General features: G+C 70.2%; 23 protein-coding genes and 2 pseudogenes. 13 read left to right on the forward strand and 12 right to left on the reverse strand.

Features of this window, described 5'->3' with window-relative positions:
- The first annotated feature begins 7 nt into the window (after positions 1-7).
- Together OO68_RS14495 and OO68_RS43080 are read left to right on the forward strand one after the other, a co-directional pair.
- Complete coding sequence (locus tag OO68_RS14495; RefSeq protein ID WP_033308763.1) at positions 8-298, forward strand: hypothetical protein; 291 nt, start codon at positions 8-10, stop codon at positions 296-298.
- A 713-nt stretch (positions 299-1,011) separates the two neighbouring features.
- Entirely contained in the window at positions 1,012-1,365 is a 354-nt protein-coding gene (locus OO68_RS43080; RefSeq protein WP_051814626.1) for a peptidase inhibitor family I36 protein, read from the forward strand.
- Positions 1,366-1,561: 196 nt separating this feature from the next.
- On the opposite strand, the gene OO68_RS14505 is transcribed toward OO68_RS43080, so the two are convergent.
- The 5 genes from OO68_RS14505 to OO68_RS14525 all read right to left on the reverse strand — a co-directional run bounded on the left by OO68_RS14505 (position 1,562) and on the right by OO68_RS14525 (position 5,908).
- On the reverse strand, positions 1,562-1,993 hold the full coding sequence (locus OO68_RS14505) for a LolA-like protein (protein ID WP_051814627.1): 432 nt from the start codon (positions 1,991-1,993) through the stop codon (positions 1,562-1,564).
- A gap of 135 nt (positions 1,994-2,128) precedes the next feature.
- Positions 2,129-2,737 carry a pyridoxamine 5'-phosphate oxidase family protein gene (locus tag OO68_RS14510; RefSeq protein ID WP_245236976.1) on the reverse strand — a complete coding sequence of 203 codons (609 nt, stop codon included), beginning with the start codon at positions 2,735-2,737 and terminating at the stop codon, positions 2,129-2,131.
- Between the two features lie 297 nt (positions 2,738-3,034).
- Positions 3,035-3,658, reverse strand: coding sequence for an NUDIX hydrolase (locus tag OO68_RS14515; RefSeq protein WP_033308764.1), 624 nt, complete (start codon positions 3,656-3,658; stop codon positions 3,035-3,037).
- 37 nt (positions 3,659-3,695) lie between these two features.
- Complete coding sequence (locus tag OO68_RS14520) at positions 3,696-4,943, reverse strand: MFS transporter (protein WP_033308765.1); 1,248 nt, start codon at positions 4,941-4,943, stop codon at positions 3,696-3,698.
- Positions 4,944-5,185: 242 nt separating this feature from the next.
- On the reverse strand, positions 5,186-5,908 hold the full coding sequence (locus OO68_RS14525) for a maleylpyruvate isomerase family mycothiol-dependent enzyme (RefSeq protein WP_051814629.1): 723 nt from the start codon (positions 5,906-5,908) through the stop codon (positions 5,186-5,188).
- Positions 5,909-6,082: 174 nt separating this feature from the next.
- Between OO68_RS14525 and OO68_RS14530 the strand changes: the two genes are divergently transcribed.
- Positions 6,083-6,580: a peptidylprolyl isomerase gene (locus OO68_RS14530; RefSeq protein WP_033308766.1), complete on the forward strand. Its 498-nt coding sequence runs from the start codon at positions 6,083-6,085 to the stop codon at positions 6,578-6,580.
- A gap of 211 nt (positions 6,581-6,791) precedes the next feature.
- Here OO68_RS14530 and OO68_RS44020 read toward each other — a convergent pair whose 3' ends face one another.
- On the reverse strand, positions 6,792-7,037 hold the full coding sequence (locus OO68_RS44020) for a DUF5302 domain-containing protein (RefSeq protein ID WP_078625299.1): 246 nt from the start codon (positions 7,035-7,037) through the stop codon (positions 6,792-6,794).
- Positions 7,038-7,228: 191 nt separating this feature from the next.
- Between OO68_RS44020 and OO68_RS14535 the strand changes: the two genes are divergently transcribed.
- Positions 7,229-8,551, forward strand: a complete 1,323-nt coding sequence (locus OO68_RS14535; protein WP_033308767.1) for an aldehyde dehydrogenase family protein — start codon at positions 7,229-7,231, stop codon at positions 8,549-8,551.
- 23 nt (positions 8,552-8,574) lie between these two features.
- Here OO68_RS14535 and OO68_RS14540 read toward each other — a convergent pair whose 3' ends face one another.
- Positions 8,575-9,948, reverse strand: coding sequence for an APC family permease (locus tag OO68_RS14540; protein ID WP_078625300.1), 1,374 nt, complete (start codon positions 9,946-9,948; stop codon positions 8,575-8,577).
- A gap of 104 nt (positions 9,949-10,052) precedes the next feature.
- Complete coding sequence (locus OO68_RS14545; protein ID WP_033308912.1) at positions 10,053-10,886, reverse strand: DUF4436 family protein; 834 nt, start codon at positions 10,884-10,886, stop codon at positions 10,053-10,055.
- Positions 10,887-11,459: 573 nt separating this feature from the next.
- On the opposite strand from OO68_RS14545, the gene OO68_RS14555 reads away from it, so the two are divergent.
- The 7 genes and pseudogenes from OO68_RS14555 to OO68_RS14585 all read left to right on the forward strand — a co-directional run.
- Positions 11,460-12,080, forward strand: coding sequence for an SRPBCC family protein (locus tag OO68_RS14555; protein WP_033308770.1), 621 nt, complete (start codon positions 11,460-11,462; stop codon positions 12,078-12,080).
- 36 nt (positions 12,081-12,116) lie between these two features.
- Positions 12,117-14,429 carry an FdhF/YdeP family oxidoreductase gene (locus tag OO68_RS14560; RefSeq protein ID WP_033308771.1) on the forward strand — a complete coding sequence of 771 codons (2,313 nt, stop codon included), beginning with the start codon at positions 12,117-12,119 and terminating at the stop codon, positions 14,427-14,429.
- Between the two features lie 177 nt (positions 14,430-14,606).
- Complete coding sequence (locus OO68_RS14565; protein ID WP_078625302.1) at positions 14,607-16,115, forward strand: DUF4246 domain-containing protein; 1,509 nt, start codon at positions 14,607-14,609, stop codon at positions 16,113-16,115.
- Positions 16,116-16,262: 147 nt separating this feature from the next.
- Positions 16,263-17,174, forward strand: coding sequence for a hypothetical protein (locus tag OO68_RS14570; RefSeq protein WP_033308773.1), 912 nt, complete (start codon positions 16,263-16,265; stop codon positions 17,172-17,174).
- 421 nt (positions 17,175-17,595) lie between these two features.
- The gene (locus OO68_RS14575) at positions 17,596-18,087 is read left to right on the forward strand and encodes a hypothetical protein (protein WP_033308774.1); all 492 of its coding nucleotides are present in this window, start codon (positions 17,596-17,598) and stop codon (positions 18,085-18,087) included.
- Entirely contained in the window at positions 18,084-18,455 is a 372-nt protein-coding gene (locus tag OO68_RS14580) for a peptidase inhibitor family I36 protein (protein ID WP_033308775.1), read from the forward strand. The genes OO68_RS14575 and OO68_RS14580 overlap by 4 nt, the downstream gene beginning before the upstream one ends.
- Positions 18,456-18,871: 416 nt before the next feature.
- A pseudogene (locus tag OO68_RS14585) lies at positions 18,872-19,052 on the forward strand (SulP family inorganic anion transporter); the annotation flags it as partial.
- Between the two features lie 69 nt (positions 19,053-19,121).
- Here OO68_RS14585 and OO68_RS14590 read toward each other — a convergent pair.
- Positions 19,122-20,726, reverse strand: coding sequence for a ricin-type beta-trefoil lectin domain protein (locus OO68_RS14590; RefSeq protein WP_033308777.1), 1,605 nt, complete (start codon positions 20,724-20,726; stop codon positions 19,122-19,124).
- Between the two features lie 196 nt (positions 20,727-20,922).
- On the opposite strand from OO68_RS14590, the gene OO68_RS14595 reads away from it, so the two are divergent.
- Both OO68_RS14595 and OO68_RS47640 read left to right on the forward strand, forming a co-directional pair.
- Positions 20,923-21,312: a thiol-disulfide oxidoreductase DCC family protein gene (locus OO68_RS14595; protein WP_033308778.1), complete on the forward strand. Its 390-nt coding sequence runs from the start codon at positions 20,923-20,925 to the stop codon at positions 21,310-21,312.
- 101 nt (positions 21,313-21,413) lie between these two features.
- Positions 21,414-21,615 (forward strand): annotated as a pseudogene (locus OO68_RS47640) (beta-glucanase); the annotation flags it as partial.
- A 9-nt stretch (positions 21,616-21,624) separates the two neighbouring features.
- Here OO68_RS47640 and OO68_RS44030 read toward each other — a convergent pair.
- The 3 genes from OO68_RS44030 to OO68_RS14615 form a co-directional block, all read right to left on the reverse strand.
- Entirely contained in the window at positions 21,625-23,052 is a 1,428-nt protein-coding gene (locus tag OO68_RS44030; protein ID WP_078625303.1) for a serine/threonine-protein kinase, read from the reverse strand.
- A gap of 111 nt (positions 23,053-23,163) precedes the next feature.
- Complete coding sequence (locus OO68_RS14605) at positions 23,164-23,604, reverse strand: VOC family protein (RefSeq protein WP_033308779.1); 441 nt, start codon at positions 23,602-23,604, stop codon at positions 23,164-23,166.
- Between the two features lie 384 nt (positions 23,605-23,988).
- On the reverse strand, positions 23,989-25,443 hold the full coding sequence (locus OO68_RS14615; RefSeq protein WP_033308781.1) for a 3-hydroxybutyrate oligomer hydrolase family protein: 1,455 nt from the start codon (positions 25,441-25,443) through the stop codon (positions 23,989-23,991).
- Positions 25,444-25,557 lie beyond the last annotated feature (114 nt).

The raw sequence follows: 25,557 nt of genomic DNA on the forward strand, positions 1-25,557 counted from the left end.
TGCATGCATGCCCGAGCCGATACGGATCAGCCGCCGCGCGTGGGTCGCTGGGTGGGTGCTGTTGTGCGGGGTGGGCATCGCCGCCACCGCCGGGCTGAACGCCGCCTCGGCACCGGACCCGCGCCCCGAGGAGCCCGTCAGCCCCGAGTGCGCCGAGTACATCGCGGACATCGAGACGCAGTTGGCCAAGGCCAAGCAGCAAGGCACGGACGACGGCGTACTGGCCTTCTCCCGGAGCAAGGTCGGCGCGGACGACTGCAGCGATGAGATCCGCGACCACTTCGGGGGCGATCGGTGAGCAGCAATGGAGGACAGCGCTCGACAAACTGGGCCGGCATCGGCTGCCTTCCCTGGCGGACGTGGAATCGCCGGACGTGGAGTCGCCTAAACGGCTCCGCGCTCACATCGCTCGCCCCTACCTGAAGCTGCCGGCTCCGCCCACGCGCAGCTGAATCGGTCGCAGCTAAGCCCTACGGTCAGCAGGAGCTGCTGCACGACGACGAACTGCTCCCACATGAAGACGAGCTGCTCCCGCAGGATGACGAGCTGCCGCAGGACGAGGAACCGCCGCTGGAGCAGTCACTCGAGGGATGCTCGCTCGTGCCTCCCTCCCACCAGGAGGAGTGGTCGACGGGGCTGTCGGCGGTATGCGCCCTCGTTGCGTTGTACGCGCCGGTGCCGGTCGGCCATGTTCCGTGGCCCTGTCCGGCGGCACTCAGGCCGGACGCGGCTGCGCGCATGCTCAGATCGTCCCAGGCGCGACGCCATGCCCGGCGCACCATCCAGGTGGTCACCGTTACGAGCGCCAACACGAACACGCCCACCCATACGAATGCGATCAACATGACGCCCCCTCCGCCGGACTGCGCCCGGATTGCCCGCAGTATGCCCGGCGTTGTGCTGGCCTGAAGCACCTCTTGAGCAAGTCCAGAGCTTCGACCGGGCCCGTTTATGTTGCTGACCGTGGTGCGCGGGAACGCGGGGGGACACAGGGCGCGCGCCCGTACGGCAGTGAGCGGTGTCGCCGTCGCCGCCCTGGCCGTCGTCGCGATGCCCGGAAACGCCCAGGCGGCCGAGGACCGGGATCAGGGCTGCCCTACGGGATACGTCTGCTTCTACAGCGGCAGCTTGGGCAGCGGTGACCGCTGTCAGTCGTCCGAGGACGACCCCAACTGGTACGACGGCCCGGTGCGCTGTTCGTGGATCGGTACCGAGCCCGTGCGGTCCATCCGGAACCAGGGCTCCACCCCGGTGGCCTTCCACCGGCAGCGGGGCTTCGCCGGCCCACCGGTGTGCGTCGCGCCCGGCGCGACGGTGAACGTCGTGGACCGGTTCCGCTCACACCGCTGGGTGGACGGCTGCTGAAGCCGCATCTGTGGCGGGCCGCATCCCGAGAAAGGATGCGGCCCGCCCTGTTCACGCCAGGAGCGCGACATGGCTTCTCGTCGACCTGGGTCGAGGGGCAGGGCGGCGAACGCTCATGGCCGCCAGGAGTGCCGGCCGGCGCCTGTTCGTCGATGGAGTCGAAGAACGTGAATCCGGGGACTGGCAACCTTCCGGCTCAGCCGTTCAGGATGCCGCCGACCTCGGTGACGGGGACCGTGTCCGAGGCCCGCGGGACCCGCACACGCACCGGCTTGCCGATGTCCGATAGGGCCATGGTCAGCGTGACCCGCGCACCAGACATGTCCACATTCATGCGTATCTGCACCAGCCGCCCTGGGGCGTCGACCCACGCGTCCGCCAAGACCGGCACATCGCTGCCCACGGCGTCGCGGGCCTGGTCCCTCCTCGTGCGCACTTCCGTGGCCATGCGCAGGGTGGCGGTCCGGTGGTCGAGGATGCCGCGGTAACGCACGGCGCGCACCCCTTGGGCGTTCTCCGTCCCCTCCCGGGAGATCTTGCGCATCGCGGCGATCTGCTGCAGGACGTGCTCGGGGTCGTTGAGCGGGGCCCGCAGCAGGTAGTGGGCCTCCGCCTCGTGCCGGGGCATGACCCCCAGGCGTCCTCGCCGCTTCCCTGGACACCGCTGATGTAGATCTTGTTGTCCGAGGTCCTCTTCTCCGACATCGGCGCCGAACACCGCCCGGTGAGAAGCACCGCCTCCGTGTTCGTACCGTGTTCCTTCTCAGCGTTGAGCCAGCCCGCGTCGTCGGGCCGCCGCTCCGAAGTAGTCGCCGCCCTTGCGCCTGACGTCGTCCGTGCCCCACGCCTGCCCGTCGTCACCGGCCGCAGCCTGCGCTCCGTCGACGCTCTGCCGCAGCGGTGCCTTGACCAGCCTCGGTATGTGCTTCGAGCAGTGGATGTAGGCCTCCTCGACCTCGACCTCCACCCACATCTGAGGACGGCGGCCCGGGACCGGGTCGACGGGGAGGCCGGGGTACTTACGGCGCATGGCCTCGTCGGTAACCAGCTGGGCGCGGCCGTTGACGTGCAGGCCGATACGGTCCTGGGAGAAGTCGATCATCAGGATGCCGACGTGGGGGTTCTCCCGGATGTTGCCGAGCGAGGCCATGACCCCGTTCCCGCGGTACTCCGGGTATGCCAGGGTCGCGGCATCGAGCACCTGGAGGAAACCGGGCGGTCCGGCCCGGAACGTGCTGTCGCACTCCCCGTGCCCGTCCGCCGTGGCGAGGAAGAACATCTCCTGACGGGCTACGAACTCCGTCATCCGCGAGTTGAGCCGGTCGAGCACCTGTTCGCTGTAGAACCGATCTGCACGGTCGACTGTTCCCACCTCACGCTGGATCTGGTGCTCGCCATGGCTTCCGGGTCGCTCTGCTCGCTCGTCGTGGTGCAACGGTCCTCCCTGACAGGCATTCAGTCGAGTGCAGCGGTCCACGGGGCCCAGGGAGTGCGAGCGCCTCTGTCCGGGCCATGGCCCGGTGTTCACAAGACTCACGTGACCTGATTGCATCGCCGCTCAGGCCGAAAATCGCACCGGCCATGCCCATGAGGGTAGAGCAGAGCAGCCGTGGGGCGCGGACCGGGCCACGGCGCCGGGGCCGGGTCAGGCGGCACCGGCCCACTGATGTCATCGCCCCCGGCATTGCCTTCCTGGCCGGGCGTGCTGGAGCTTGCGGGTGAAGCGGTGCATGTGGGGGTCGAGCAGCTCGTCCGATTCCTGGAGCACCTGCTCGGCGGTCAGCCACCGGATCGCGTCGAACTCGTCCTGGTCGTAGGACGTGATGGACTCGGCATCGGCGTTGAGGAGGTACCAGAGCGAGACGTCGGTGTGTACGCCCTGCCCCCGTGTCTCGGTGACGGTGAGGAAGAAGGGGAGCTCGCCGGTGATCTGCGAGGCCGTGGCCCGGAGACCCAGCTCCTCACGACATTCGCGTACCACCGTGGTCCACGGGTCTTCCTCCGGCTCGACGTGCCCGCCGGCCGGCAGCCACAAGCCGGCCTTGCGGTGCGCAACGAGCAGCAGCTGGCCGCTGGTGTCGTCGAGGACGACGAAGTAGCACACCAAGTGCATCGCGGGAACATCCGGCTTGCGCACCCGGTACACCGGGGCCCCGCCGGCGATCCACTGCGTCGCGGTTTCCAGATGGGCTCGCTCCAGGTCATCCCAGGGGCCGATGGCGCCGAGCAGCTCCAGAAGGCGGGCCCGCCGCTGATCATCATGCTCGGTGAGGGGACGGGCAGTTGAGGCCATCCATGCATCCTGTCCATTCCTACGCGTCAGATCAATCTCAGCCAGGGACCGGATCTTCGGAGACGGGCAGCGGTTCTGGCGTCTTCGGGGCCAGCGCGCGGACGGAGGGGGTGGCGACCATGGCAAGGGTGGCGAGGAGGATGAGCGCGGCGGACGCGTAGAGGGTGGCGTGCAGGCCGAAGAGGAGTACCGCGGGTCCGGCGGCGAACTGGGCGAGCGGGAGCGCGAGGAAGGAGCCGAGGTCGTCGTAGGCGTAGACGCGGGCCAGGCGGTCCTCGGGGATCTGCTCGTTGAGGGTCGAGTACCAGGCGACGCCGGCCTGCTCGATGCCCATGCCGGCCACGAAGTTGGCCACGACCAGCGCCCAGGTGTACGGGGCGAGCGCGAGCAGCAGCGGGGTCATCGCCGTCAGGCCCATCAGTGCGCAGCCGACCAGGATCGCGCGCCGGGGTCGCCAGCTCAGCGAGAGTACGCCGCCGGCGACCGCGCCGAGCGAGCCCGCGGCGACGACGAGGCCCCAGCCGCTGCGGCCGATCCCGGTGGTGTCGGCGACAGCCGGACCAAGGACGGCGAACGAGGCGGTGCTGCCTGCGTTGAGGAAGCAGAAGGCCACCACGATCACCCACACCCAGCTTCGGGAGGTGAACTCCTGCCACCCGACCCGCAGTTCATGCACGAAGCCGAGGCTGGGCGCGGCCGGCGCGGCCTGGACGCGGATCAGCGCGAAGGACGCGGCAGCGAGCGCGAAGCTGGCAGCGTCGACGGCCAGCCCCCAGCCGGGGCCGATCGCGGCGACCAGTACGCCGCCCAGCGAGGCACCCACGATCATCGCGCTGCTGCTCGCGATCCGGGAGAGCGCGAGGGCGGCGCGGCGGGACTCGGCCGGCACGGTCTGGGGCAACAGGGCCTGGGCGGCGGGCTGGTAGCAGGAACTTGCCGCCCCGTTGACCGCGGCGAGCACCATGAGCACGGGAACGGCGGCGCTGTGAGTGAGGACCAGGGCGGCGATCACCGCCTGGCTCGCGGCGCTGACCGTGCTGCTGCCGACCAGCAGCGGGCCGCGCGGCAGCCGGTCCGCCAGCACTCCGCCGTACAGCAGGAAGAGGATGCTGGTGAGGGAGTAGGCGCCGACCACCAACCCGAGCGAGCCGACCGAGCCAGTGGCGTCGAGCACGGCGAACGCCAGGGCGATCGTCGCCACCCCGGTGCCGAGCAGGTTGGCCGTCGTACCGATGAAGAGGTGGCGAAACGGGCGGTGGCGCAGCGGCGCCAGGGCGGCAGGCATGGGCCTGATCGTCGGCACTGGGCGGCTCGCCCGTCAAAGGGTTATGGACCGGCACCGGGCCAGGTGTGTCCGTTCAGTGCCCCGCCGGCCGACGCCTTGGCTGCTCGCGTGTCGTACCGGGTGGAGACCGAGGCCCACGCGCTGCGGCCGACGCCGGGGCCACCGGCACCGTCGCGGACCAGATCCTCGGTCCCGGCAGCCAGGACGTGGGCCGTCGATCGACATCCGTGCCGACGGATGGCTCAGTCTGCGGGGTCCGGCGGCCACGGACCCAGGTGCGGCAAGTGAGGGCCGGTCGTGCTCAGGTGACCGTCGGTGCTCCGGCCGGCCATCCAGGCGGCAAGGTCACGCACTGCTCCAGTGACCTCGACTGTCGTCCCGCTGCCCAGGGTTCGGGTGAACCCGTCGTCGACGGCGCGCAAGACCAGCCGCATGCCGGCGGGGGCGCGGTCCGCGAGAAAGTCCAGTGCGTGGAGGGCGAACGCGGGCGGCCAGTCGCGGGGGCGGTAGTCGAGCGCGAGGTCGACGGCATGGATTTCCGCCTCTCGCCAGCGTGCCAGCGCGGTGTCCAGCACCGTGGCATGGCGGAATCGGACCGGGCGCCGCCAGTCCGCCGCCGTCAGCCGGCTCCACGCGTCTTCCAGCGTCCGCTGGGCCAGAACCAGGTCCTCACGTAGCTCGGCTATGGGCCGGGCGGCACCACGCGCGATGGATCGGTCTCGTTCTCCCTGACCGCCGTCGTACATGTCGATGAGCTCACCGCGCAGAGCGGCCAGTGCCTGCCGCTCGAAGGCACGGGCATTGTCGGCGAGGTGCTGGAGGACATGCCCACGGCTCCACCCGGGCAGGGCAGACGCTGCGTCCTTCTGCCGGCCGTCGAGCTGATCGGCCAGTTCAAGCGCCCGGGCATGCGCTCGCGAGACCCGGAGCACCAGCTCGTCAGGACCTATAAGGGAGTTGACCACTGTCAAAGCCTAGCTGTGTCGATCCGTTTCGTCCCCGCCCGGGCCACGGAAGTGCCGGATGATGATCATGCGACGACCGCGAAAAGACCAGGCCACCACGGGTCCGTAGGCCGGCGGAGGGGGCCTCGGGGTCCCCGGGCCGACCCGGCGGGCTCCAGGTGTCAAGATGGAGGCATGACTATCAAGGTCTTTTTCGACATCACCATCGACGACGTTCCCGCCGGCCGGATCAACATGAACCTGTTCGACGACGTCGCCCCCAAGACCGTGGAGAACTTCCGCGCGCTGGCGACCGGAGAGAAGGGCTTCGGCTACAAGGGCTCGTCCTTCCACCGCGTGATCCCGGAGTTCATGCTCCAGGGCGGCGACTTCACCCGTGGCGACGGCACCGGCGGCAAGAGCATCTACGGCGAGAAGTTCGCCGACGAGAACTTCACGCTCAAGCACACCAAGCCGGGCCAGCTCTCCATGGCCAACGCCGGCCCGAACACGAACGGCTCGCAGTTCTTCATCACCACGATCGTGACGTCATGGCTCGACGGCAAGCACGTCGTGTTCGGTGAGGTCGCCGACGAGAGCAGCATGGAGGTCGTACGGAAGATCGAGAGCTACGGCTCACGGTCCGGCCGCACCTCGGCGACCATCACCATCGCCGACTGCGGCGCTCTCTGAACCGGACGTCGTTTGCGGGCCCGGGTTGGGGTGACCGACTCGGGCCGTATGCCACGCATGCCTCCCGTGCCCAAGTGAGGGGCTCGGGAGGCGGTGGGAACGGCCAGTAGCGGCGCCCTTACAGCCGGCCACTCGGCAGGGCGCAGCCCACTCATGGGCCCATGCGGCCGGGCCGTGTCCTGCCGAGTCTCATTCAGTGCCGGTTACCGGCTCAGCCGCCGCTCTTACGCCGGAACGACCGCTGGCCGGCAGCCGGGCCGTGCGCGCCGCGGATCTTCGACGCGTGAGGACTCGCGGCGAGGTCGGCGGCATCCGCGGCCTGCATACCGCGCTTACGGGCCAGAGCTTCCCGGAACTTGCGCTTCAGATCGTACTGACCGTCGGCGTCGGGCGTGAGGGCAGGGCTCTCGGCGTCAGCCGGCTCCGAACCTTCGGGTGATGGAGACTCTGCGGCCATGGTGACCTCCTGGGCTCGGGCGTTGGAAGGCACAGCTTGTCATGCCGACGCCTTGACGCGTGGGTCTCCCACGGCGGTCCGATGCTCAACCCGCTGTGACACACGGCACGGATGCGGTCCCGGAACGATGGAATGCAGCGGAGCGGGCAGAAGGTTGGTATATACACTGACTGTGAGCCTGTGAGGTACCCGTGAACCACTCCGCCCCTGAGCAGCCCGCCGACGTCGTCGCCCGCCTGCGCGCCACCTTCCGTACCGGCCGGACCAAGCCGGTCGAGTGGCGCATGTCCCAATTGCGCCGGCTGCGTGACATGCTCACCGAGAACGGCACGGACCTGGCAGCCGCCCTCCACACGGACCTGGGCAAGAGCGCCACAGAGGCCTTCCGCACCGAGATCGACTTCACCGTCCGCGAGATCGACCACACCCTCGACCACCTCGCCGACTGGCTGCGCCCGGAGCCCGCTCCGGCCCCGGCCCACCTCGGCGGCGACGTATCGGTCTGGACGCAGTACGACCCCCTCGGCGTCGTCCTCGTCATCGCGCCCTGGAACTACCCGGCCCAGCTTCTGCTCGCCCCCGTGGTCGGGGCTCTGGCCTCCGGCAATGCGGTGGTCGCCAAGCCGAGCGAACTGTCCCCCGCCACGTCCGCCGTCCTGGCCCGGCTGCTGCCTGCGTACCTCGACACCGACGCGGTCGCCGTGGTGGAGGGCGGGGTCCCCGAGACCACCGCCCTGCTGGCCGAGCGTTTCGACCACATCTTCTACACCGGCAACGGCACGGTCGGCCGTATCGTGCTGCGGGCCGCCGTCGAGCACCTCACGCCGGTCACCCTTGAACTCGGCGGCAAGTCACCGGCGTTCGTCGACCGCGACACCGACCTGGCGGTCGTCGCGGACCGGCTGGCCCGCGGCAAGTTCCTCAACGCCGGACAAACCTGCGTCGCCCCCGACTACGTCCTGACCGATCCGGAGACCGCGGCGGCGCTGGAACCGCTGCTCGTGAACGCCGTGAGGGGGCTGTACGGCAGCGACCCGGCAGCCTCCGACGAGTACGGGCGGATCATCAACGAACGGCACTTCGACCGGCTCACCGGCCTGCTCGACTCCGGCCGCACCGTAGTGGGCGGCACGAGCGACCGGGCGGCGAAGTACATCGCACCCACTGTCCTGGCCGACGTCTCGCCCGACGCGCCCGTCATGCGTGAGGAGATCTTCGGCCCCATCCTCCCGATCGTCACCGTCCCCGGCGTCGACGAGGCGATCGACTTCATCAACGACCGGGACAAGCCGCTCGCCCTGTACGTCTTCAGCGAGTCCGAGGGGACGCGGCGCCGGTTCGCCGCCGAGACCTCCTCGGGCGGACTGGGCCACGGCCTGCCGCTCGCTCATCTCACCGTCTCCGACCTGCCGTTCGGCGGGGTGGGAGAGAGCGGCATGGGCAACTACCACGGCCGCTACTCCATCGAGACCTTCAGCCACCGCAAGGCGGTCCTGGACAAGCCGCTGCACTGACGACCTCGGCCGGGGGCACGGCCTCACCTCGCCCATCCGCCTTCCCTCTCGTCTCTCCTGTTTCGCTGGACGACGGTGAGCGCGCCGAGCACCGCGCCGACGGCCACGATCGCAAGTCCGCGCAGCCACACCTGTGCCTCGATCTGCGTGGCGAGCACGACACAAGACGCGATGCCGAGCACGGGCAGCACGGTTGGAGTGCGGAAGTGGTCGGCCTCTCCCGGGTCTCGGCGAAGGACCAGCACCGCCGTGTTGACCATGAGGAAGACAAGCAGCAACAGCAGCACCAAGGTGGAGGCCAGGGTCGCGACGCTGCCGGTGAGCGCCAGCAGCATCGCCAGCAGCGTGGTGACCGCGATCGAGGCCCACGGTGTGCGGCGGCGTGGCAGCACCTTGGTCAGCGCGGTGGGCAGCAGTCCGTCCTTCGCCATACCGTAGGCCAGGCGTGAGGACATGATGCCGGTGAGCAGCGCGCCGTTGGCCACGGCGACGAGCGCGATGGCGCTGAACAGACGGGACGGCACGGCGCCTGCCTCCTCCACGACTTCCAGCAGTGGCCCGCTCGACCCGGCCAGCCGGGCGGTCGGTACCGCTGCGGACGCGGCGATGCCCACCAGCACGTAGACGGCCCCGGCGGTGGCGAGGGCGCCGAACAGGGCGCGCGGATAGGAGCGCCGCGGGTCGCGGGTCTCCTCGGCGACGTTCACCGAGGTCTCGAACCCGACGAAGGAGTAGTACGCCAGTACCGAGCCGCTCAGCACGGCCGCCGCCGCCCCCTTCTCCGGCGTGCCCAGCTGCATGAGCCGTCCGGGGTCGCCGTCGCCGCGCAGCAGCAGCCACGCGCCGAGGGCGACGATGACGACCAGTCCGCCCACCTCGATGACGGTGGCGACGACGTTGGCGCGGGTCGACTCCTTGATGCCCCGCGCATTCACCAGGGCGAGCAGGGCCAGGAACAGCACGGCGACGAGTCCCACGGGCAGGGTCACGAAGACCGACAGGTAGCCGCCGCCGAAGCCGCGGGCGAGAGCGGCCACGGAGACGACGCCGGCGGCCAGCATGCAGAAGCCCGCGATGAATCCCGCAAACGGTCCGAAAGCGCGGGTCGTGTAGTGGGAGGCCCCGCCCGCCCGCGGATACTTCGTCGCCAGCTCGGCGTAGGAGGCAGCGGTCAGCAAGGCCAGCAGCAGCGCGACGACCAGCGGCACCCAGACCGCTCCCCCGGCGTCGGCCGCGACCTGGCCGATCAGGACGTACACGCCGGCGCCGAGCACGTCGCCCAGGATGAAGAAGTACAGCAGTGGGGTCGTCAGGGCGCGCTTGAGTGCGGTTCCCTCCTGTCCGCCGCCCTGTTCCACCGATTCCGCCGACGCTTCGTTCCCGACTCTTCTCGCCATACCGCCTCGTGTCCCCCGCCCCGCGCGATGCATGGCGAGCAGGGCGGCCGCGTCCGTAGCCGGTCCCGGGTTCGTCGCTGGCACCCTGCCCGCCATGCAGAGCACTACGAGGGCGGCGCGGTCTGGCGAAGGGCCTTGTCGGCGCCCGTGATGACCACGGTGATCAGGCACAGGGCGATGACGGACTCGGCCCACAGGAAGGCGAACCAGTCCAGCACGCAGCCGATCGGGGGTGTGCCCGGGGCGGTGTTGCGGAACGCGGCGAGGGCGAACAGGGTGGCGGCCATCCAGGCGAGGCCGGGCCAGACCAGTCCCTCGCTGCTGGTCGTCAGGTACCAGGCCCCGATGAGCACGGATGCCGCCAGCGCCCACATCACCACCATCATGAAGACCGCGAAGACGAGCAGGCTGCCCGATCTGGACAGCGCCAACGCAGCAACGGCCTCCTGCCGTGACGACGCGGGTTCCGCGGAGATCGAGAAGAGCGTGTCGTTGTTGGAGAACAGCATCCGCACCGGCACCTGCTCGCCGCCCATCTCCGCCCGGAACGCGATGTCGGTCTCATAGGTGTCGAACGGGTAGTCGCTGATCGATCCGCCGGTGAGCGCGACCTGCACGTCACTCGTCGAGAGCCGCTCATGCGCCGCGAACTTCAGGTCGCTGAGGGTCGCCCCCGAGGTCTGGAGGCTGAGATCGGCCACCGGGGCCGCCCCGCCCGCCTCGCCGAGGGCCCCGCGCGGGGTCACCCAGACGCGCAGGACCAGCTCTCTGTTCGCGGCGTCGACGCTCTGGACGACGGCCTCCACATCCACCCGGTCGGCGGCCGAGGAGCCGACGGTGTGCACCGCGTCGACCGCCTGCCGCTCGGTGAACTGCAGCCACGATCCGATGGCCACCGCCACCACGATCAGAGCCGCGATGGGGACGAGCACGGGCAGGACGGACCGTCCTGAGCGACGTCGTGGGCGGGGCGAGTCGGCAGGTGCCGGACGGCTCCGGCCCATCACTGGGTCCAGATGCCCGGCAGCCGGCCCGCCGGACACGTCAGATCGATGCCCTTGGCCTCCAGCAGGTCCTGGTGGTCCGTACTACCGCTCGTACGGCGCAGCGGGTGACCCAGCGTGCAGTCCCGCGCCCCGCTCCCGGGGGTACACAACGACGCCATCCGGTTCACGGACACCACCTGCATTCGCCACAGTCGGGTTGCCACAGGGGCGCAACGCACGTGATTCACGGTAAACGGTGGGGCGGGGGCGTGCATGCGGACGTCTGGTGAGCATGAAGCGCGGGCAGCCCGCCTCGGGCACACGCCTGAACGATCCCGCCGGAGCCGCCTCGGGCCGGTCTCGTGAACGGCCCGCTCCTCCCCCGGGCGGGATCCCGCCGGATCCGCGGGTACCGGTGTGTCTCGAAGTGCACGATGTGGGAACCGGGAGAGGAGACCTGCCCTACGAGGGGAGGACGGGCGCCCGGAGGCCGCCGGGCTGCCTCGCCCCGGAAGAGAGACCACGATGGCGCACAAGGACGACGCTCCGCAGGCCGTGCCGGACACGCCGGGAACGCGCAGGCACGGTGACGGCGTCAGGCGCCGCCGTCCGCTGCGGCAACGGCACGTCGAGGAGACGGTCGAGGTCGCGGTGCCGGTGCGGACGGCGTACAACCAGTGGACGCAGTTCAAGACCTTCCCGCGGTTCTCGACCGTGGTGCACGGAGTCGAGCAGATCCGGCCCACCATGACCGCCTGGACCATCGGCTACGGCCCCCTGCGCCACCGCTTCGCGGTCGAGATCGTGGAGCAGGACCCCGACGCCTACCTGGCCTGGCGAGGCCTGGAGCAGCACCCCTCCCATCAGGGGGAGGTCGAGTTCAGGCCGACGGCGTCCGGCGGCACCGCGATCACCGTCCGGATGCTCCTGGAACCGCGGGGAGCCGCGAGGATCCTCACCCGCTCGTCCAGGGCCACCCGGCTGACGGCCCGGTCGGTGCGCGGGGAGCTCATGAACTTCAAGCGGTTCATCGAAGGTCTGGGGCAGGAGGGCGGGGCCTGGCGCGGCACCATCCGCAACGGCCGCGTGCAGCACGACCATCCGGAACCGCCCAGGAGCCGCGTGGCCCAGTGGCCTGTCGGCTGACCTGCGTGCCGGACCCGGCAAGAGAAAGGCGAACCGATGCAGAACCCGCCCGGTGAGGAGCCGGAGACCACCCTCTCCGTGACACCGCCGAAGAAGTGGGCGGCCGGCGTTCCCGCGGTCGTGCACGCCTTGGAGTATTCCCTGGAGCAGACCTCCCCGCGCAAGACCGGGGTGGACCTGCTGGCCATGAACCAGGTGGGCGGGATCGACTGCCCCGGTTGCGCGTGGGCGGACCCTGCCCCGAGCCGGCGGCATCGCAACGAGTACTGCGAGAACGGCGCCAAGCACATCAACGACGAGGCGACCACGCGCCGGATCACCGCCGACTTCTTCCGTGAGCACAGCGTTGCCGATCTGGCCGCCCGCTCCGACATGTGGCTCAACCAGCAGGGCCGGCTCACCGAGCCGATGATCAAGCGGCCCGGCTCCGAGCACTACGAGCCCATCAGCTGGAACGACGTCCTGGGCGTCTTCGCGCAGGAACTGAAAGCGCTGGACTCCCCTGACGAGGCCGTCTTCTACACCTCCGGCCGCGCCAGCAACGAGGCCGCCTTCGTCCTGCAGCTCTTCGCCCGCGCCTTCGGCACCAACAACCTGCCCGACTGCAGCAACATGTGCCACGAGTCCAGCGGCTTCGCCCTGAGCGAGACCCTGGGGACCGGCAAGGGCACCGTCAGCCTCACCGACCTCCACCACGCCGACCTGATCTTCCTGGTCGGGCAGAACCCGGGGAGCAATCACCCGCGCCAGCTCAGCGCCCTGGAGGAGGCCAAGCGGAACGGCTGCCGGATCGTGGCGGTCAATCCGCTGCCGGAAGCCGGGCTGCGGCGCTTCAAGAACCCGCAGAAGGCAAGTGGGGTCCTCGGACGCGGCACCCAGATCGCCGACCGCTTCCTGCATATCAAGCCCGGCGGCGACCTCGCCCTGTTCCAGGCCCTCAACCTCCTTCTGCTGGAGGCCGAGGACGCGGCGCCCGGCTCCGTCCTGGACCACGACTTCATCGACGCCCACACCACCGGTTTCGAGGAGTTCGCCCGGCACGTCCGCACCGTCGACTGGGACGACGTGCGCACGGCGACCGGGCTGACCCGTGCGGAGATCGAGAAGGTCCGCGACGAGGTCCTCGACAGCGAACGGGTCATCGTCTGCTGGGCGATGGGCATCACCCAGCACAAGCATGGTGTGCCCACCGTCCGGGAGATCGTCAACTTCCTGATGCTGCGCGGCAACCTGGGGCGCGCCGGTACCGGTGCCTGTCCGGTGCGCGGCCACAGCAACGTCCAGGGCGACCGCACGATGGGCATCTGGGAGCAGATGCCGGACACCTTCCTCGACGCCCTGCAGAAGGAGTTCGGTTTCGACCCGCCGCGCCCGCACGGTCTGGACTCGGTGGACTCGATCAAGGCGATGCGCGAGGGCCGGGTCAAGGTCTTCCTCGCCCTGGCCGGCAACTTCGTCCGCGCCGCTCCCGACAGCGAGGCCACCGAGGAGGCGATGCGCTCGTGCCGGCTGACCGCCCACATCTCCACCAAGCTCAACCGCTCGCACACCGTCTGCGGCGACACCGCGCTGATCCTGCCGACCCTGGGGCGCACCGAGCGTGACGTGCAGGCCGACGGTGAGCAGTTCGTCACCGTCGAGAACTCCATGAGCGAGGTGCACACCTCCCAGGGCCGCCTCGAACCGGCCTCCCCGCTGCTGCTCAGCGAAGTCGCCATCCTGTGCCGGCTCGCCCGCCGTACTGTGAACGGCAAGGCGGACATTCCCTGGGACATGTTCGAGGGCGACTACGGAACCATCCGCGACCGCATCTCCCGCATCGTGCCGGGCTTCCACGACTTCAACGCACGGGTGACCCGCCCCGGAGGCTTCCAACTGCCCAACCCGGTGAACGAGGGCGTCTTCAACAACAAGGTCGGCAAGGCTGTGTTCACCAGCAACGAGCGCGTGGTCCCCCGGGCACCCGAGGGGCATCTGCTGTTGCAGACGCTGCGCTCGCACGACCAGTGGAACACCATCCCCTACACCGACAACGACCGCTACCGCGGCATCCACGGCAGCCGTCACGTCGTGCTCGTCAACCCGGCCGACCTGACCGAACTCGGTCTCGCTCAGGGCGACCACGTCGACCTGGTGAGCGTCTGGGGCGACGGCTCGGAACGCCGGGCGGAGAACTTCGAGGTCGTGCCCTATCCGGCCGCCAAGGGTTCGGCCGCCGCCTACTACCCGGAGACGAACGTCCTGGTGCCGCTCGACAGCGTCGCCGACATCAGCAACCAGCCCACGTCGAAGGGCATCATCGTGCGCCTCGAACCCGTCCTCGACCGGACACAGCCCGCAACCGCCTGACCGGATGTACGATCCCGACGGGGCCCGCGACAGCAGCGGGCCCGTCGGGCGTTCCCGGCAGGGGGTGCCGTTTCCACCATGCCCGCCTGGCCCCCTGGCGCCCTGTCCACGGCAGCAGTGTCAGTCCGCTGACGTATTCTTCCGGCCTCCACGCACCGACCGTGAGGACCAAGAGAATTGACCGGGTTGACCGCCTTCCCCTTGCCCTTCCACGCTTCCCAGTCCATATCCTTCGCGCCGCCGCGAACGCTGCGGGAACTCCAGATGATGCAGTGCAGCGCACACATCCGGGCGAAGCCGGGGTGGTTCGCCAAGATGCACGATGCCGAGATCGTCGCGAGGTGGACGCGAGAAGCGATCGCCCAGGGCCTCACCGAGGCGCAAGTTCGCTATGTGCTGGACGAACTCGTGCACTACGCCGCGCTGAGAGACGGGCGAACCGGCGTCGAGGTGTCCGCCGTGGACGGGGTGTGGCAGTCGGACGAGGTGATCGACGACACGCTCAGATCGCGGCTGCGCAGGGCGGTTCAGCTCCTGGAAGCGGTCCCCGAAGCAGAACTGGACTGGCATCCCGGATCCGACGGCCAGGTACTGGATCTGGTTCACCCCTCTCTGTTCTGTCTGGTGAGAGGGGTGAGCGGCGCGCCCGAGCGGGCATGGCGGAACCCGACGAACCGCTACTCGAAGTACGAGTTCTCGGAGAAATACCAGTGGCTGCCCACGGACGTCGACGTCAGTGACAACGGCGATGTCGCCTTCGCCTCGTACGTCAACAACATCCACCCCGAGAAGCACCGTGAACTGGCCGCCGTCCTGCCGGACTTGTTCGCGCGCATGCTCCCGCTGCTGGAGAACGTGCTCACCGATCTGCGCCATCCGCGGCCGCTGCGGATCGAGGCCGATCCCTATGGCTGGTACGACTCGGAGCCGGAGTACCCGGACAAGGCCTCCTACAGCGACGACGGGGCCTACACCGAAGCGCTCCGCGCCTGGGAGGTGGCGCAGGACGACTGGTGGGAGAACCGCCGCCCCGTGCTTCCCGACGCCCCGGCCTTCATTCCGCCCGAGCGGCCCGAGGCATCCGCCCGGGTCGGCCTGCGCGGCCGCCGTCTCCAGGTCATCGTCAAGCTCGCCACCATCCACCTCACACCGGACAAGCCCGAGTACCGCGGCGGATCCTGGCATGTCGAGGGAATGCTGAACGAGCGGATCGTCTCCACCGCCATCTACTACTGGGACAGCGAGAACATCACCGAGAGCCGGCTGGGTTTCCGGGCGGCACTCGATGACCCGGATTACGAGCAGAACGACGACAACGGCCTGCGGGCGGTCTACGGCCTGGAGGACGAAGACGCGCTGAACCAGGTGCTGGGGTCGGCGTCGACTCCAGCGGGCCGCTGCCTTGCGTTCCCGAACATCCTGCAACACCGGGTCGACTCATTCCGTCTCGCGGACCCCACCCGGCCGGGCCACCGCAAGATTCTCGCGTTCTTCCTGGTCGACCCGTCGGAAACGATCGTCTCGACCTCCGATGTACCCCCGCAGCAACCGTGGTCCGACACCTCGACGATGACGCTCGACCAGGCCAGGAACCACCGCGAACAGTTGATGCAGGAACGCAAGTTCTTCGTCGACGAACACAACGAGCAGCTCTACGAACGCGAGTTCTCCCTCTGCGAGCACTGAGCCCTCCGCCCCACGCGCCAGGCCGGTCACCGGATGTTGGCTGAAACATCAACTGCCGACACCGGAAACGCAGTTGTCGCAGATCATTCTGGTTGGCAGACTCTCGGCGAAACGGGGGCTCATGTCATCTCACCAGGGGGAACATCGATGAATTTCAGCCTGCCCAGACGCGTCCTGGCGCGTGCCACCGCCACCCTCGCGCTGGCACTGGCCATGGCCACCGGCACCACCGGCCTGCTCTCCGGTGCCGAAGCGCACGCAACGCCGGTCACCGACGGCTCCTTCAGCTTCGGCGGCGACGAGGGCGACTACATCAGCGGCGGCCAGTCCTACGCCTACGCGACGGCGTCCCAGGACCGCATGAACGTCTCCGGCGACACCGACAACCGGGTGGTCACCGTCTCCGTCGACGGAGCGAACGGCGACTGGTGGACCCTGAACCTCGGGGCGCCGTCCGGCAAGACCCTGACGCCCGGGACCTACACGGGAGCCACCCGCTACCCGTTCAACGAGGGGACCGAACCGGGCCTGTCGCTCAGCGGCAACGGCCGCGGCTGCAACCAGCTCACCGGTACCTTCACCATCTCGGCGGTGGAGTTCGGCCCCCAGGGCTACGTGAAGAAGCTCGACGCCACTTTCGAACAGCACTGTGAGGGAGGCACCGCGGCCGCGCGTGGCGAGGTCCACATCGAGAACCCGGCCCCGCCGGCGGAACTCGGCCTGGGCCTCGACATCGCCCTGGCCGGCACCGCGAGCTCCCTCAACGGCAAGGCCACCATCAACGGCACGGTGAGCTGCAACAAGCCGGTGCAGGTGACCGTGGCAGGCGACGTCACGCAGGTGAAGAAGCGTGACCTCATCCGCGGTTCCTTCTCCACGTCGGTGTCCTGCACCCCCGGCGCACCGGTCGCCTGGACCGGTAAGGCCGTACCCACCGGCTCGGTCCCCTTCCAGAAGGGGGACGTCGAGGTCGAGGGCCGCGCGACGGCGACGGACCCGGACTACAGCCGGCCGGTGACGGTCGGCGAGACGGTGGCGGTCCGCCTCACCCGGGGCTGACCCACGTCCTGCCGCACAGCTGGAGTCACGCACACACCGCCCGGTCCGGGCCCCGGTCCTCTGTCGAGGAATGGGGGCCGGACCGGGCCGCGTTGTGCGGCACCTGGTGCGCGTGCGTCGTCAGGTCGAGCCCGAAGCGCGCCATGGCCCTGTGCACGGCGGAGACCGTGCACAGCCGGTGCGGGGCCGTCCGGCGAACTGCTTCACCGCGCCGGGGACATCGCGTGCTCGCGATGTGAGCGGGGCGCCCGGGCGGAGCTGCTCGCGCGGGGTACTGCCCCCCGAGCGCCGCTCTCTGGAGTGAAGGGCCGAGCCCCGCCGTGTCCTGCGGCCCCTCCGTCCCCGTTGGGTTGATCATGCGAACGATCTTCCCTGTGCTGCCTGGCCCCCCGACGGGCCGCCGGACGGCTTGAGTTCTTCCATGCCTACGCACCCGCGCCGCGCGACGGCCGTCGCGTTCCTCGCCTCGCTGTGCGTCGTGACCGCCTGCACGGCCCCGGACGCTCCGGCGCTCACCGCCGACGACACCGTCAAGGCCGCACAGCTCCTGCTGACCGACCGCTGTCTGTCCGGCCAGGGCCTGACCCCGCCGCGTCCGGGACAGCGCCCGCCCGACGCCGAGGAGCAGAGCCGCGTCAGCGACGCGCTGTTCGGGACCGGCCGGGCCGAGCTCTCCCTCACCCTGCCCGGCGGTCCCGAGGTCCGCCAGCACACCGATGGCTGCCTGGCCCAGGCCCAGCAGCGCCTCTACGGCGACCAGGAGCGCTGGTTCCGCGCCTCGACCACCGTGAACAACCTCAAGAGCAGGGCTCCGGCAGGCGAGCGGACCGCCTACCGGGAACTGCGGGCGCACGCCGTCCGCACCGCCCGAATGATCCTCCGGTCCGCACATGAGAAAGGCACGAACCGATGAAGAAGCCCGCCCTCCTTGCCGCCGCGCTGCTCCTCGCCGCCGGCAGCCCCCTCACCACCGCCGCCACGGCGTCGGCCGCGGACTGCCCCAGCGGCCACTTCTGTGCCTGGGAGAACGTCGACTTCCAGGGGCAGCGCGCCAACTGGTCGGGCGACGACGGCTGGTGGGAGGGCTACATCGCCGACACCGACTCCTCCTGGGCCAACCACGGAATCGCGGGCCCCGGCATCCCCAGCTTTGTCCAGGTATTCGAGAGCGCCGGGCAGCGCGGTGACATGACCATCTGCCTCGCGCCCGGCCAGGAGGTCAACTGGAACGGCGTCGCCAACGACCGGGGTGACTCCCACAGGTGGGCCATGAGCTGCTGAACACCCACCGCGGTACCACTCGCACCCGATGAATCGGCCGACCCGGCGGAATTCCCCCGCCGGGTCGGCCGCAGGGGATCCCCCGACCTCTACCTGACGTCGGGGTAGAGTTGCCGGTGGTGAGAGGCGGGATGCTGCTGCCCCACCGTTGTCATGTGGGGGCCTCTGGCGCTCCGGTGAGGATCCGGTTCTTTCAGGAGAGAAGCGTGCGCGAGCCCATGACGCCCGATGCCGCCGCCTGCCCGCCGTGACGCTTCGCCCCCGGATGTGAGCCCGGCCGCACTTCCCACAGGCCCGGCGCAGCCGACCCGCGGGGTGCCGACCCGGCCCCTCCACACCCCCCGCACACCCCGGCCTCCCGCAGGGTGTGCCCGAGCCCGACAGCTCTTTCCCTCGTGTCTGCTGCCGCCTATGCCGTGTCCCCGGCCGCGCGTCTGCATGGTCTGAAGCCCGATTGGATCTCGACCCCAAGGTCTGGCGCACCGAAGTCCTCGGGGGCCTGGTCGTGGCGCTCGCCTTGATCCCCGAGGCGATCTCGTTCTCGATCATCGCCGGTGTCGACCGGCCATCGGCCTGTTCGCCTCCTTCACCATGGCACCCCAGCGCCGACCTCCACGGCAAGCTCACCGGTGAGCTTGCCGCCGGCCACTGAACCCTCCCGTCCGATCAGGCAGCCCCTGCCCGCCACCGCTGCCCGGTGCCCCCGTGCGCCGGCTCCAGCGACAGTCCGTCCCCGGCGCCGCCGTCCGGGGTGACGGCCGTCCCCATGGCGATGGAGGGGCGGATCAGGCCTTCCTCGTCCACCACGAACATCAGGTTCCGGCCGTTGCGGCCCTCCACCGAGTCGCAGCTCCAGATGCCGACACCCCGGTGCGTCGCTCCCCGACTGTCCAGGCAGAAGTCGGAATCCGCGGCCGATTGCAGCACCCCGCGGTCGTCGTCGACGCGCCAGCGCTGCGTGCGCGACGTGGAGCAGGGAGCCGTGATCACGTCGGTCCCGTCGTCGAAGGCACCACCCACGTCCAGGCACAGCCCCGACCCGACGTTCACGACCTGCGCGAACGAGCCCGCGGGTGGATGCGCGGAGGAGGGCCGGGGCTTCGGGCTCGTCGTCTTCGTCGGTGACGGGCTTCTTGTCGGGGCCTTCGAGCTCCGCGACGGCGAGGGTGAAGTCGGCGACGGTGAGGGCGAGTTCGGCTTCGCCGACACGGTGGCCGTCACCGTCACCGCGACCGCCATCGGCGGCACGCTCACCGGCGCGCTCGCCGCGACCGCCGGACCCCGCGACGGGGATCCGCCCTGCGCGGTCAGAAACAGCACCAGCGGCAGCAAGGCCACCCCGAGCGCCGCCGACACCAGCACGGTGCGTCGGCGATCCGGTGCCCCACCCCGCTCCTCCGGACCCCGCCCGGTTCCGGCACGTCCCGGCGGGTTCCGCCCCACGGCGGTGCCCCCGTCCTCCCGCTCGGCTGCCGCGTACGCCGTGCCGCCCCACGGCAGCAGCCCCTCCGCAAGCGCCGTGCGCGGTGCGTCCCGCAGGGCAGACAGCTCGGCGTAGGCCGTCGTGCAGTGCGGGCAACGCGCCGTGTGGGCATGCAGATCGGCGCTGTCACGGGGGTTGTCGGGTCGTACGGACTCCTCGATGAGGCGGCCGAAGTCGGAGCAGTCCGGGTCCTCGGAGGCCGCGAGGCGTGTGCGCAGGCATGCACGGGCCAGCTGGTGCAGCGCCGGGTCCGTTCCGTAGGTGACGTCCTCCCGGGTCAGACCGAGGAGGGCGGCCGTCCGCTCGGCGGGCTCCTGCTCCACGATCCCGTACCAGAGCAGGCCCTGAGTGCGGGGAGGCAAGGACTGGAACGCCGTGAGCATGGAGGGGAGCACACCGGAGGGACCGGTCGTGTTCAGGACGAGCAGCAGCCCTGCGTCCAGACCGGCCGCCCGCCCGTCCTCGGCCCAGGTCCCGGCCGACCGGGCGACCAGCAGGAGGAGTCGGTGGCGCCAGGGCAGTCCGGGGTCGATGCCGCGGGCGGCCTGTCGGGCGGCCAGCGTGAACGCCTGGGCGGCCAGTTGCCTCGCCATGGACTCGTTGGGGCTGCACAGCCGGGCGTAGGCGAGGACGTGCGGATGATGGCGGGCCCGCAGTTCCTGGAGCGCTGGGAACGCCGAGACCGTATCGGCGCGCAGCAGCTCGGCGAGCCGCGCGTCGGGCGCGTCCGCGTGCATCCCGTGACCGGGCTCCACACCGCCACGATCCTTGTCGTCGGCCCGAGCCATCCCGCCGCCTCCTTGCAGCCTTGCGGCCCGCTCGGAAACCTGACTTACCGGCGGGTATGACGGCTCATAGTGGAGGAAGCGGGGCCGTGGGGAAAGGGTTTCTGCGGGTAACCATGGGTCGGAGATGACAGGTATCTCGATCACCCAGTGCCCTCCTCCCGCCCGGGTGCGGATGCCGGTGCGGCACGATGGAGGGGTGCGCATGCGACCAGTGCTGATCTTCGATGGGGACTGCGGCTTCTGCACCACGTCGGTGGGCGCCGTCCAGCGTCTGGTGCGGCCCCGGTGCGAGGTTGTGGCATGGCAGCACGCTGATCTCGCATCGCTCGGCGTCACTGCGGAGCGTGCCCGTTACGAGGCCCTGTGGGTGACGCCCCACGGGCGCGTGTACGGCGGAGCGCAGGCCGTGGCGAAGATGCTGCTGAGCGCGGGCGGCGTGTGGTCCGTCGCCGGCGCCGTTCTCACCCTGCCGCCCGTGCGCTGGGCCGCTCACGGCGTCTACCGCCTCGTCGCCGACCATCGCGGTCGACTTCCTGGGGGGACTCCGGCGTGTGCGGTGCCCGGAGCGGAGAGGCATCAGGTGTAGGTAGCGAAGTCCTCTACTTCACATCAGTTCACAGTACAGGTGTTTTTTGGCAGATTTCTTACCGGCCGGCTCGTCTTCGGATCCCGGTCGTCCGGCTTTTCATGCCGGTCGTCTTCACCGCCGACTTCACCTCCATCACCCAATGGGTCGCAGGCCGTTCCTGGGCCTATCCCGGTGGAGGCCCGGTCAATCCACGCGTTGACAAAGCTCGACCACCTGACGGCCGACGCCGCATACAGCCGCTCCGACGTCTTCCACGCCAGACGACGACAGGACGGCCGGTGGAACACCGGGCTGCTCAGTCCTGTCCTTCTACTTGGCATGTGCTGCCTTCTTGCCCTTCTGGTTCTTTCGGCCTTCTCCCGGGATCTTTCCGTGGGCGTTTGCTCTGGCGTTCGCGTCTGCCTTGGCCGCGGCCTGCTCAGAGGTGCTGTGACCAGCGGCCCGGTCGGTGCCGGGATCCGGGCCGTCAGAGGGCGGACGAGCGCTGCGCACATGTACGGAATCGTCCATCGGCCGGTCTGAGACGGAGGGGCTGGGCGGAGGCGCCGAGGTGGAGGGCGTGTCATCGTCGCGAGCGGCCGATTCGGGAGGTGTGGAGGGGGCGACCGGATCGGGGGCGGAGGGGGCCGCTTCGCCTGTGGCGCCGCGGTGTGAGAAGCCTTCGGTGACCACCAGGCCGCCGGCGAGAAGGGCGGCCAGAGCAGCCGCCACGCCCCGCGAACGGATGCGGCCCCACGTCGTCGCGGGCCGGGACATCCCCCCAGCGAGGCCCGTTGACGTGCTCAGGCTTGCGGGCGCGGGCACGGCGGGCGACATGCTCCCGTGTGTGCTGTCGGCGCGATGCGCGACCGTGGAAGGTACGGCGCTCAGCGCGGAGCGGGCAACGGGTGCGGCGGGGTCTGCTGAGGTCGTTCCGGAGAGACGGGCCAGGGCTTGGGCGCAGTCGGCCGCGCTGGGGCGCACGTCTTCTTCGAGGCTGGTCATGTCCCGGAGGAGGGCGGCGAAGCCGTCGGGCAGGAAGTCCGGGAGGGCCGGTTGGCGGTGCAGGCGCGCGATCGCGGCCTCCAAGGGGCCACCGTCGTATTCGAGTCGGCCGGTGAGGCTTTCGAGGAGGACCAAGCCGAGGGCATAGACGTCGGCGGGGCGGCCGACGGGCCGGCCCAGCACCTGTTCGGGGGCGAGATAGGCCGCCGTGCCGGTCAGGGCGCCGGTGGCGGTGCGTGTCGTCGCATCGAGCAGCCGGGAGATGCCGAAGTCCGTCAGATGGGGATGTCCGGAAGAGTCAAGAATGATGTTGGACGGTTTGACATCCCGGTGGACGATCCCCTCCTCATGGGCATGGGTCAGAGCCTCGGCCAGTGCCGCGCCGAGTGCGGCTGCGGCCTCGCACGTCAGGGGGCCCTCGGCTATGCGGGATTTGAGGGTGCGCCCGTCGATCAACTGCATGACCAGGAAGGCTTCGCCGTCATGGTGTCCGGCGTCGAAGGCGGTCACCAGGCCCGGATGCTGCAACCGGGCGAGGATCTCGGCCTCGCTGCGGAAAGCCTCCTCCGTGTCGAAGCCGCTGCCGGGGCGGAAGACTTTCACGGCGACCGGCCGCCGCAGTCTCAGGTCGAAGCCGCGGTGGACGTCAGCCGCACCGCCTGAACCGAGCAGCCCGTCCAGGCGGTAGCGGCCCGCCAGAATCCGGGCACAGCCTCGAAACGCCCGAGTCTCCCGCACCTCGCGCAACCCCACCTGGATCTCCCCACTCCGCACGCGCACACCGTTCAGAGCCCGTCGTCGACGGGCCGCCGGACGCAGGTACCCATTCCTCCGCCGCCTGCACCGGCCGGTGACGCGCCCACCTCAGCGCAGTTGCTCGGCGAGTCCGACGATGATGCCCTCCGGGCCGCGGAGGTAGCAGAGCAGATGGCTGTCCTCGAACCGGGCGATCCGGCCGACGAGTTCGGCACCGTGCGGGCGCAAGCGGGCCACGGTGTCCTCGATGTCGTCGACGGCGAACATGACGCGGTGCGTGCCCAGGACGTTGTGCGGCCGGTTGCGCGGCCCGGCGCTGATCACCGCGGGGCTGCGGTACTTCGCCAGCTCGATCCGGCTGTGACCGTCCGGGGTGCGGAGCATCGCGATGTCGCAGCGGACGCCGTCGAGTCCGGTGCACTGGTCGGCGACGGGGCCTTCGACCACCGCCCTGCCCTCCAGTTCCATGCCGAGTTCCGCGAAGAACGCGATGGCGGCGTCCATGTCCTCGACGACGATGCCGACGTTGTCCATCCGCTGAATCGCCATGCTGGTTTCTCCTTCTTCCTCGAGTCGGCCGGTTGAGCGAGCGGGTGCTGATGTCCCTGGGACGGAGCCGGCGGCGCTTTCTCGACATTCTCGGGCTGAGCCCGATGAATCCCGTGGATGAGGAAGAGTGCGGGGGCGTCGCCGGGGGGGCAGACCGTGGTCCTGGCCACCCACCTCATGGAGGACGTGTACGCCTGCTGCGACAGCGCGATCATCCTCTGCCCAGCCCGCAAGGTCTTCGTCGGATCCCCGCAGGTTCTGCGAGAGGCAGGCGGGTACAGGGGAATCGTCGCTGGCAACGCCCAAGGCGGGTATACGCGTTGAGGACCCGTTCCGGGGCAGTCGCCCCGGCGCGAACTCCTCGCCGTATACAGCCGGGACAAATCACCGGTATGTGGGCGGAGGGGTCGCGTCCGCGCGTGTGGTCAGGGAACAGGTACTCAGGCGGGTGACGGGGTCTGCATCGTCGGGCAGCGGGACGGTGTGGGAGGCGGGCGGGCGGCGTCCTTGCGTCAGCCAGCTCTCCAGGGCCGCGAAGGCCGTGCGGTGGCACGGCGTCAGCGGGCGCAGGCGTTCCGGGTAGGTGTCGACGAGGGCGTCCGTGTGGGTGCCGCCCTCGATGCGGTAGTAGCGGTGCAGTCGGTCGCGGCCGGCCTGGCGCACCATGCGGGCGTAGACGTCGGAGTCCTCGGCGATCGGCAGCAGGACGTCCAGGGTGCCGTGCAGGGTGATCAGCGGTTTGCCGATCCGGCCGGTCAGAGCGATCTTCTCCACGGCCTTGCGGACCCCGTCCGGACGGGAGGCAAAGTCGTAGTCGGCGTCACAGGCCGGCGTGCCCGGCGCGCAGAAGGGCGTGCCCGCCTCGGTCGGGCCGTCGAAACCGGGGTCCAGTTCCCCGCGGTAGATGCGCTGGGTCAGGTCCCAGTAGACCTGGTGGTGGTACGGCCAGAGGAACTCGGAACCGGCCGGGAAGCCGGTGGCGTGCAGGGCTCTGCGTGCCCCTTCGGCTTCGTCGCCCCCGGTGCGGTACGTGGGGTAGTGGCGGAGCGCCCCGGGCAGGAAGTCCAGCAGGGTGGGGCCGTCGGCGCGCCAGAGGGTGCCCTCCCAGTCGACTCCTCCGTCGTAGAGGCCGGGATGGTTCTCCAACTGCCAGCGTACGAGGTATCCGCCGTTGGACATGCCGGTCACCAGGGTGCGCGACGGCGGTCGGTGGTAGTGCCGGGTGAGCGTGGCGCGGGCGGCGCGGGTGAGCTGGGTGAGCCGGTCGTTCCATTCGGCGATGGCGTCGCCCGGCTTCCTGCCGTCACGGTGGAAGGCCAGGCCGGTGTTGCCCTTGTCGGTGGCGGCGTAGGCAAAGCCGCGGGAGAGCACCCAGTCGGCGATGGCCCGGTCGTTGGCGTACTGCTCCCGGTTGCCGGGGGTGCCGGCGACCACCAGACCGCCGTTCCAGCGGTCGGGCAGGCGTATGACGAACTGGGCGTCGTGGTTCCATCCGTTGTTGGTGTTGGTGGTTGACGTGTCGGGGAAATAGCCGTCGATCTGGACGCCGGGGACCCCGCTGGGCACGGGCAGGTCCTTGGGCGTCAGGCCCGCCCAGTCGGCCGGGTCGGTGTGGCCGGAGGCGACCGTCCCGGCCGTGGTCAACTCGTCCAGGCAGGCCGCCCGCTGGTGCTCGGCCCCTGGTACGCGCACCTGTGTGAGGTGCGCGCAGTGGTGGCCGCTCGGACTGACCGGTGCCGCGGTGGCGGGCCCGGGTGCGAGGACGAGGGCGGTCAGGGCGAGGGCCGCCGGTCCGCCTCGTCTCCGGGAGCGTGGCCAGGGGCGGGGAGGGAAGGGCATCCAGAACCTCCGGGGTCGGGTGGGGGGATGCGCCGGACGCTATGGCGCGGCTTCGCCGCGGCATATGGGGCTGCCGACCACCTTCCAGAGTCACGTCGTAGTCGCCGGCACCAC

The organism is Streptomyces iakyrus, assembly GCF_000717055.1.
Taxonomy (GTDB): domain Bacteria; phylum Actinomycetota; class Actinomycetes; order Streptomycetales; family Streptomycetaceae; genus Streptomyces; species Streptomyces iakyrus.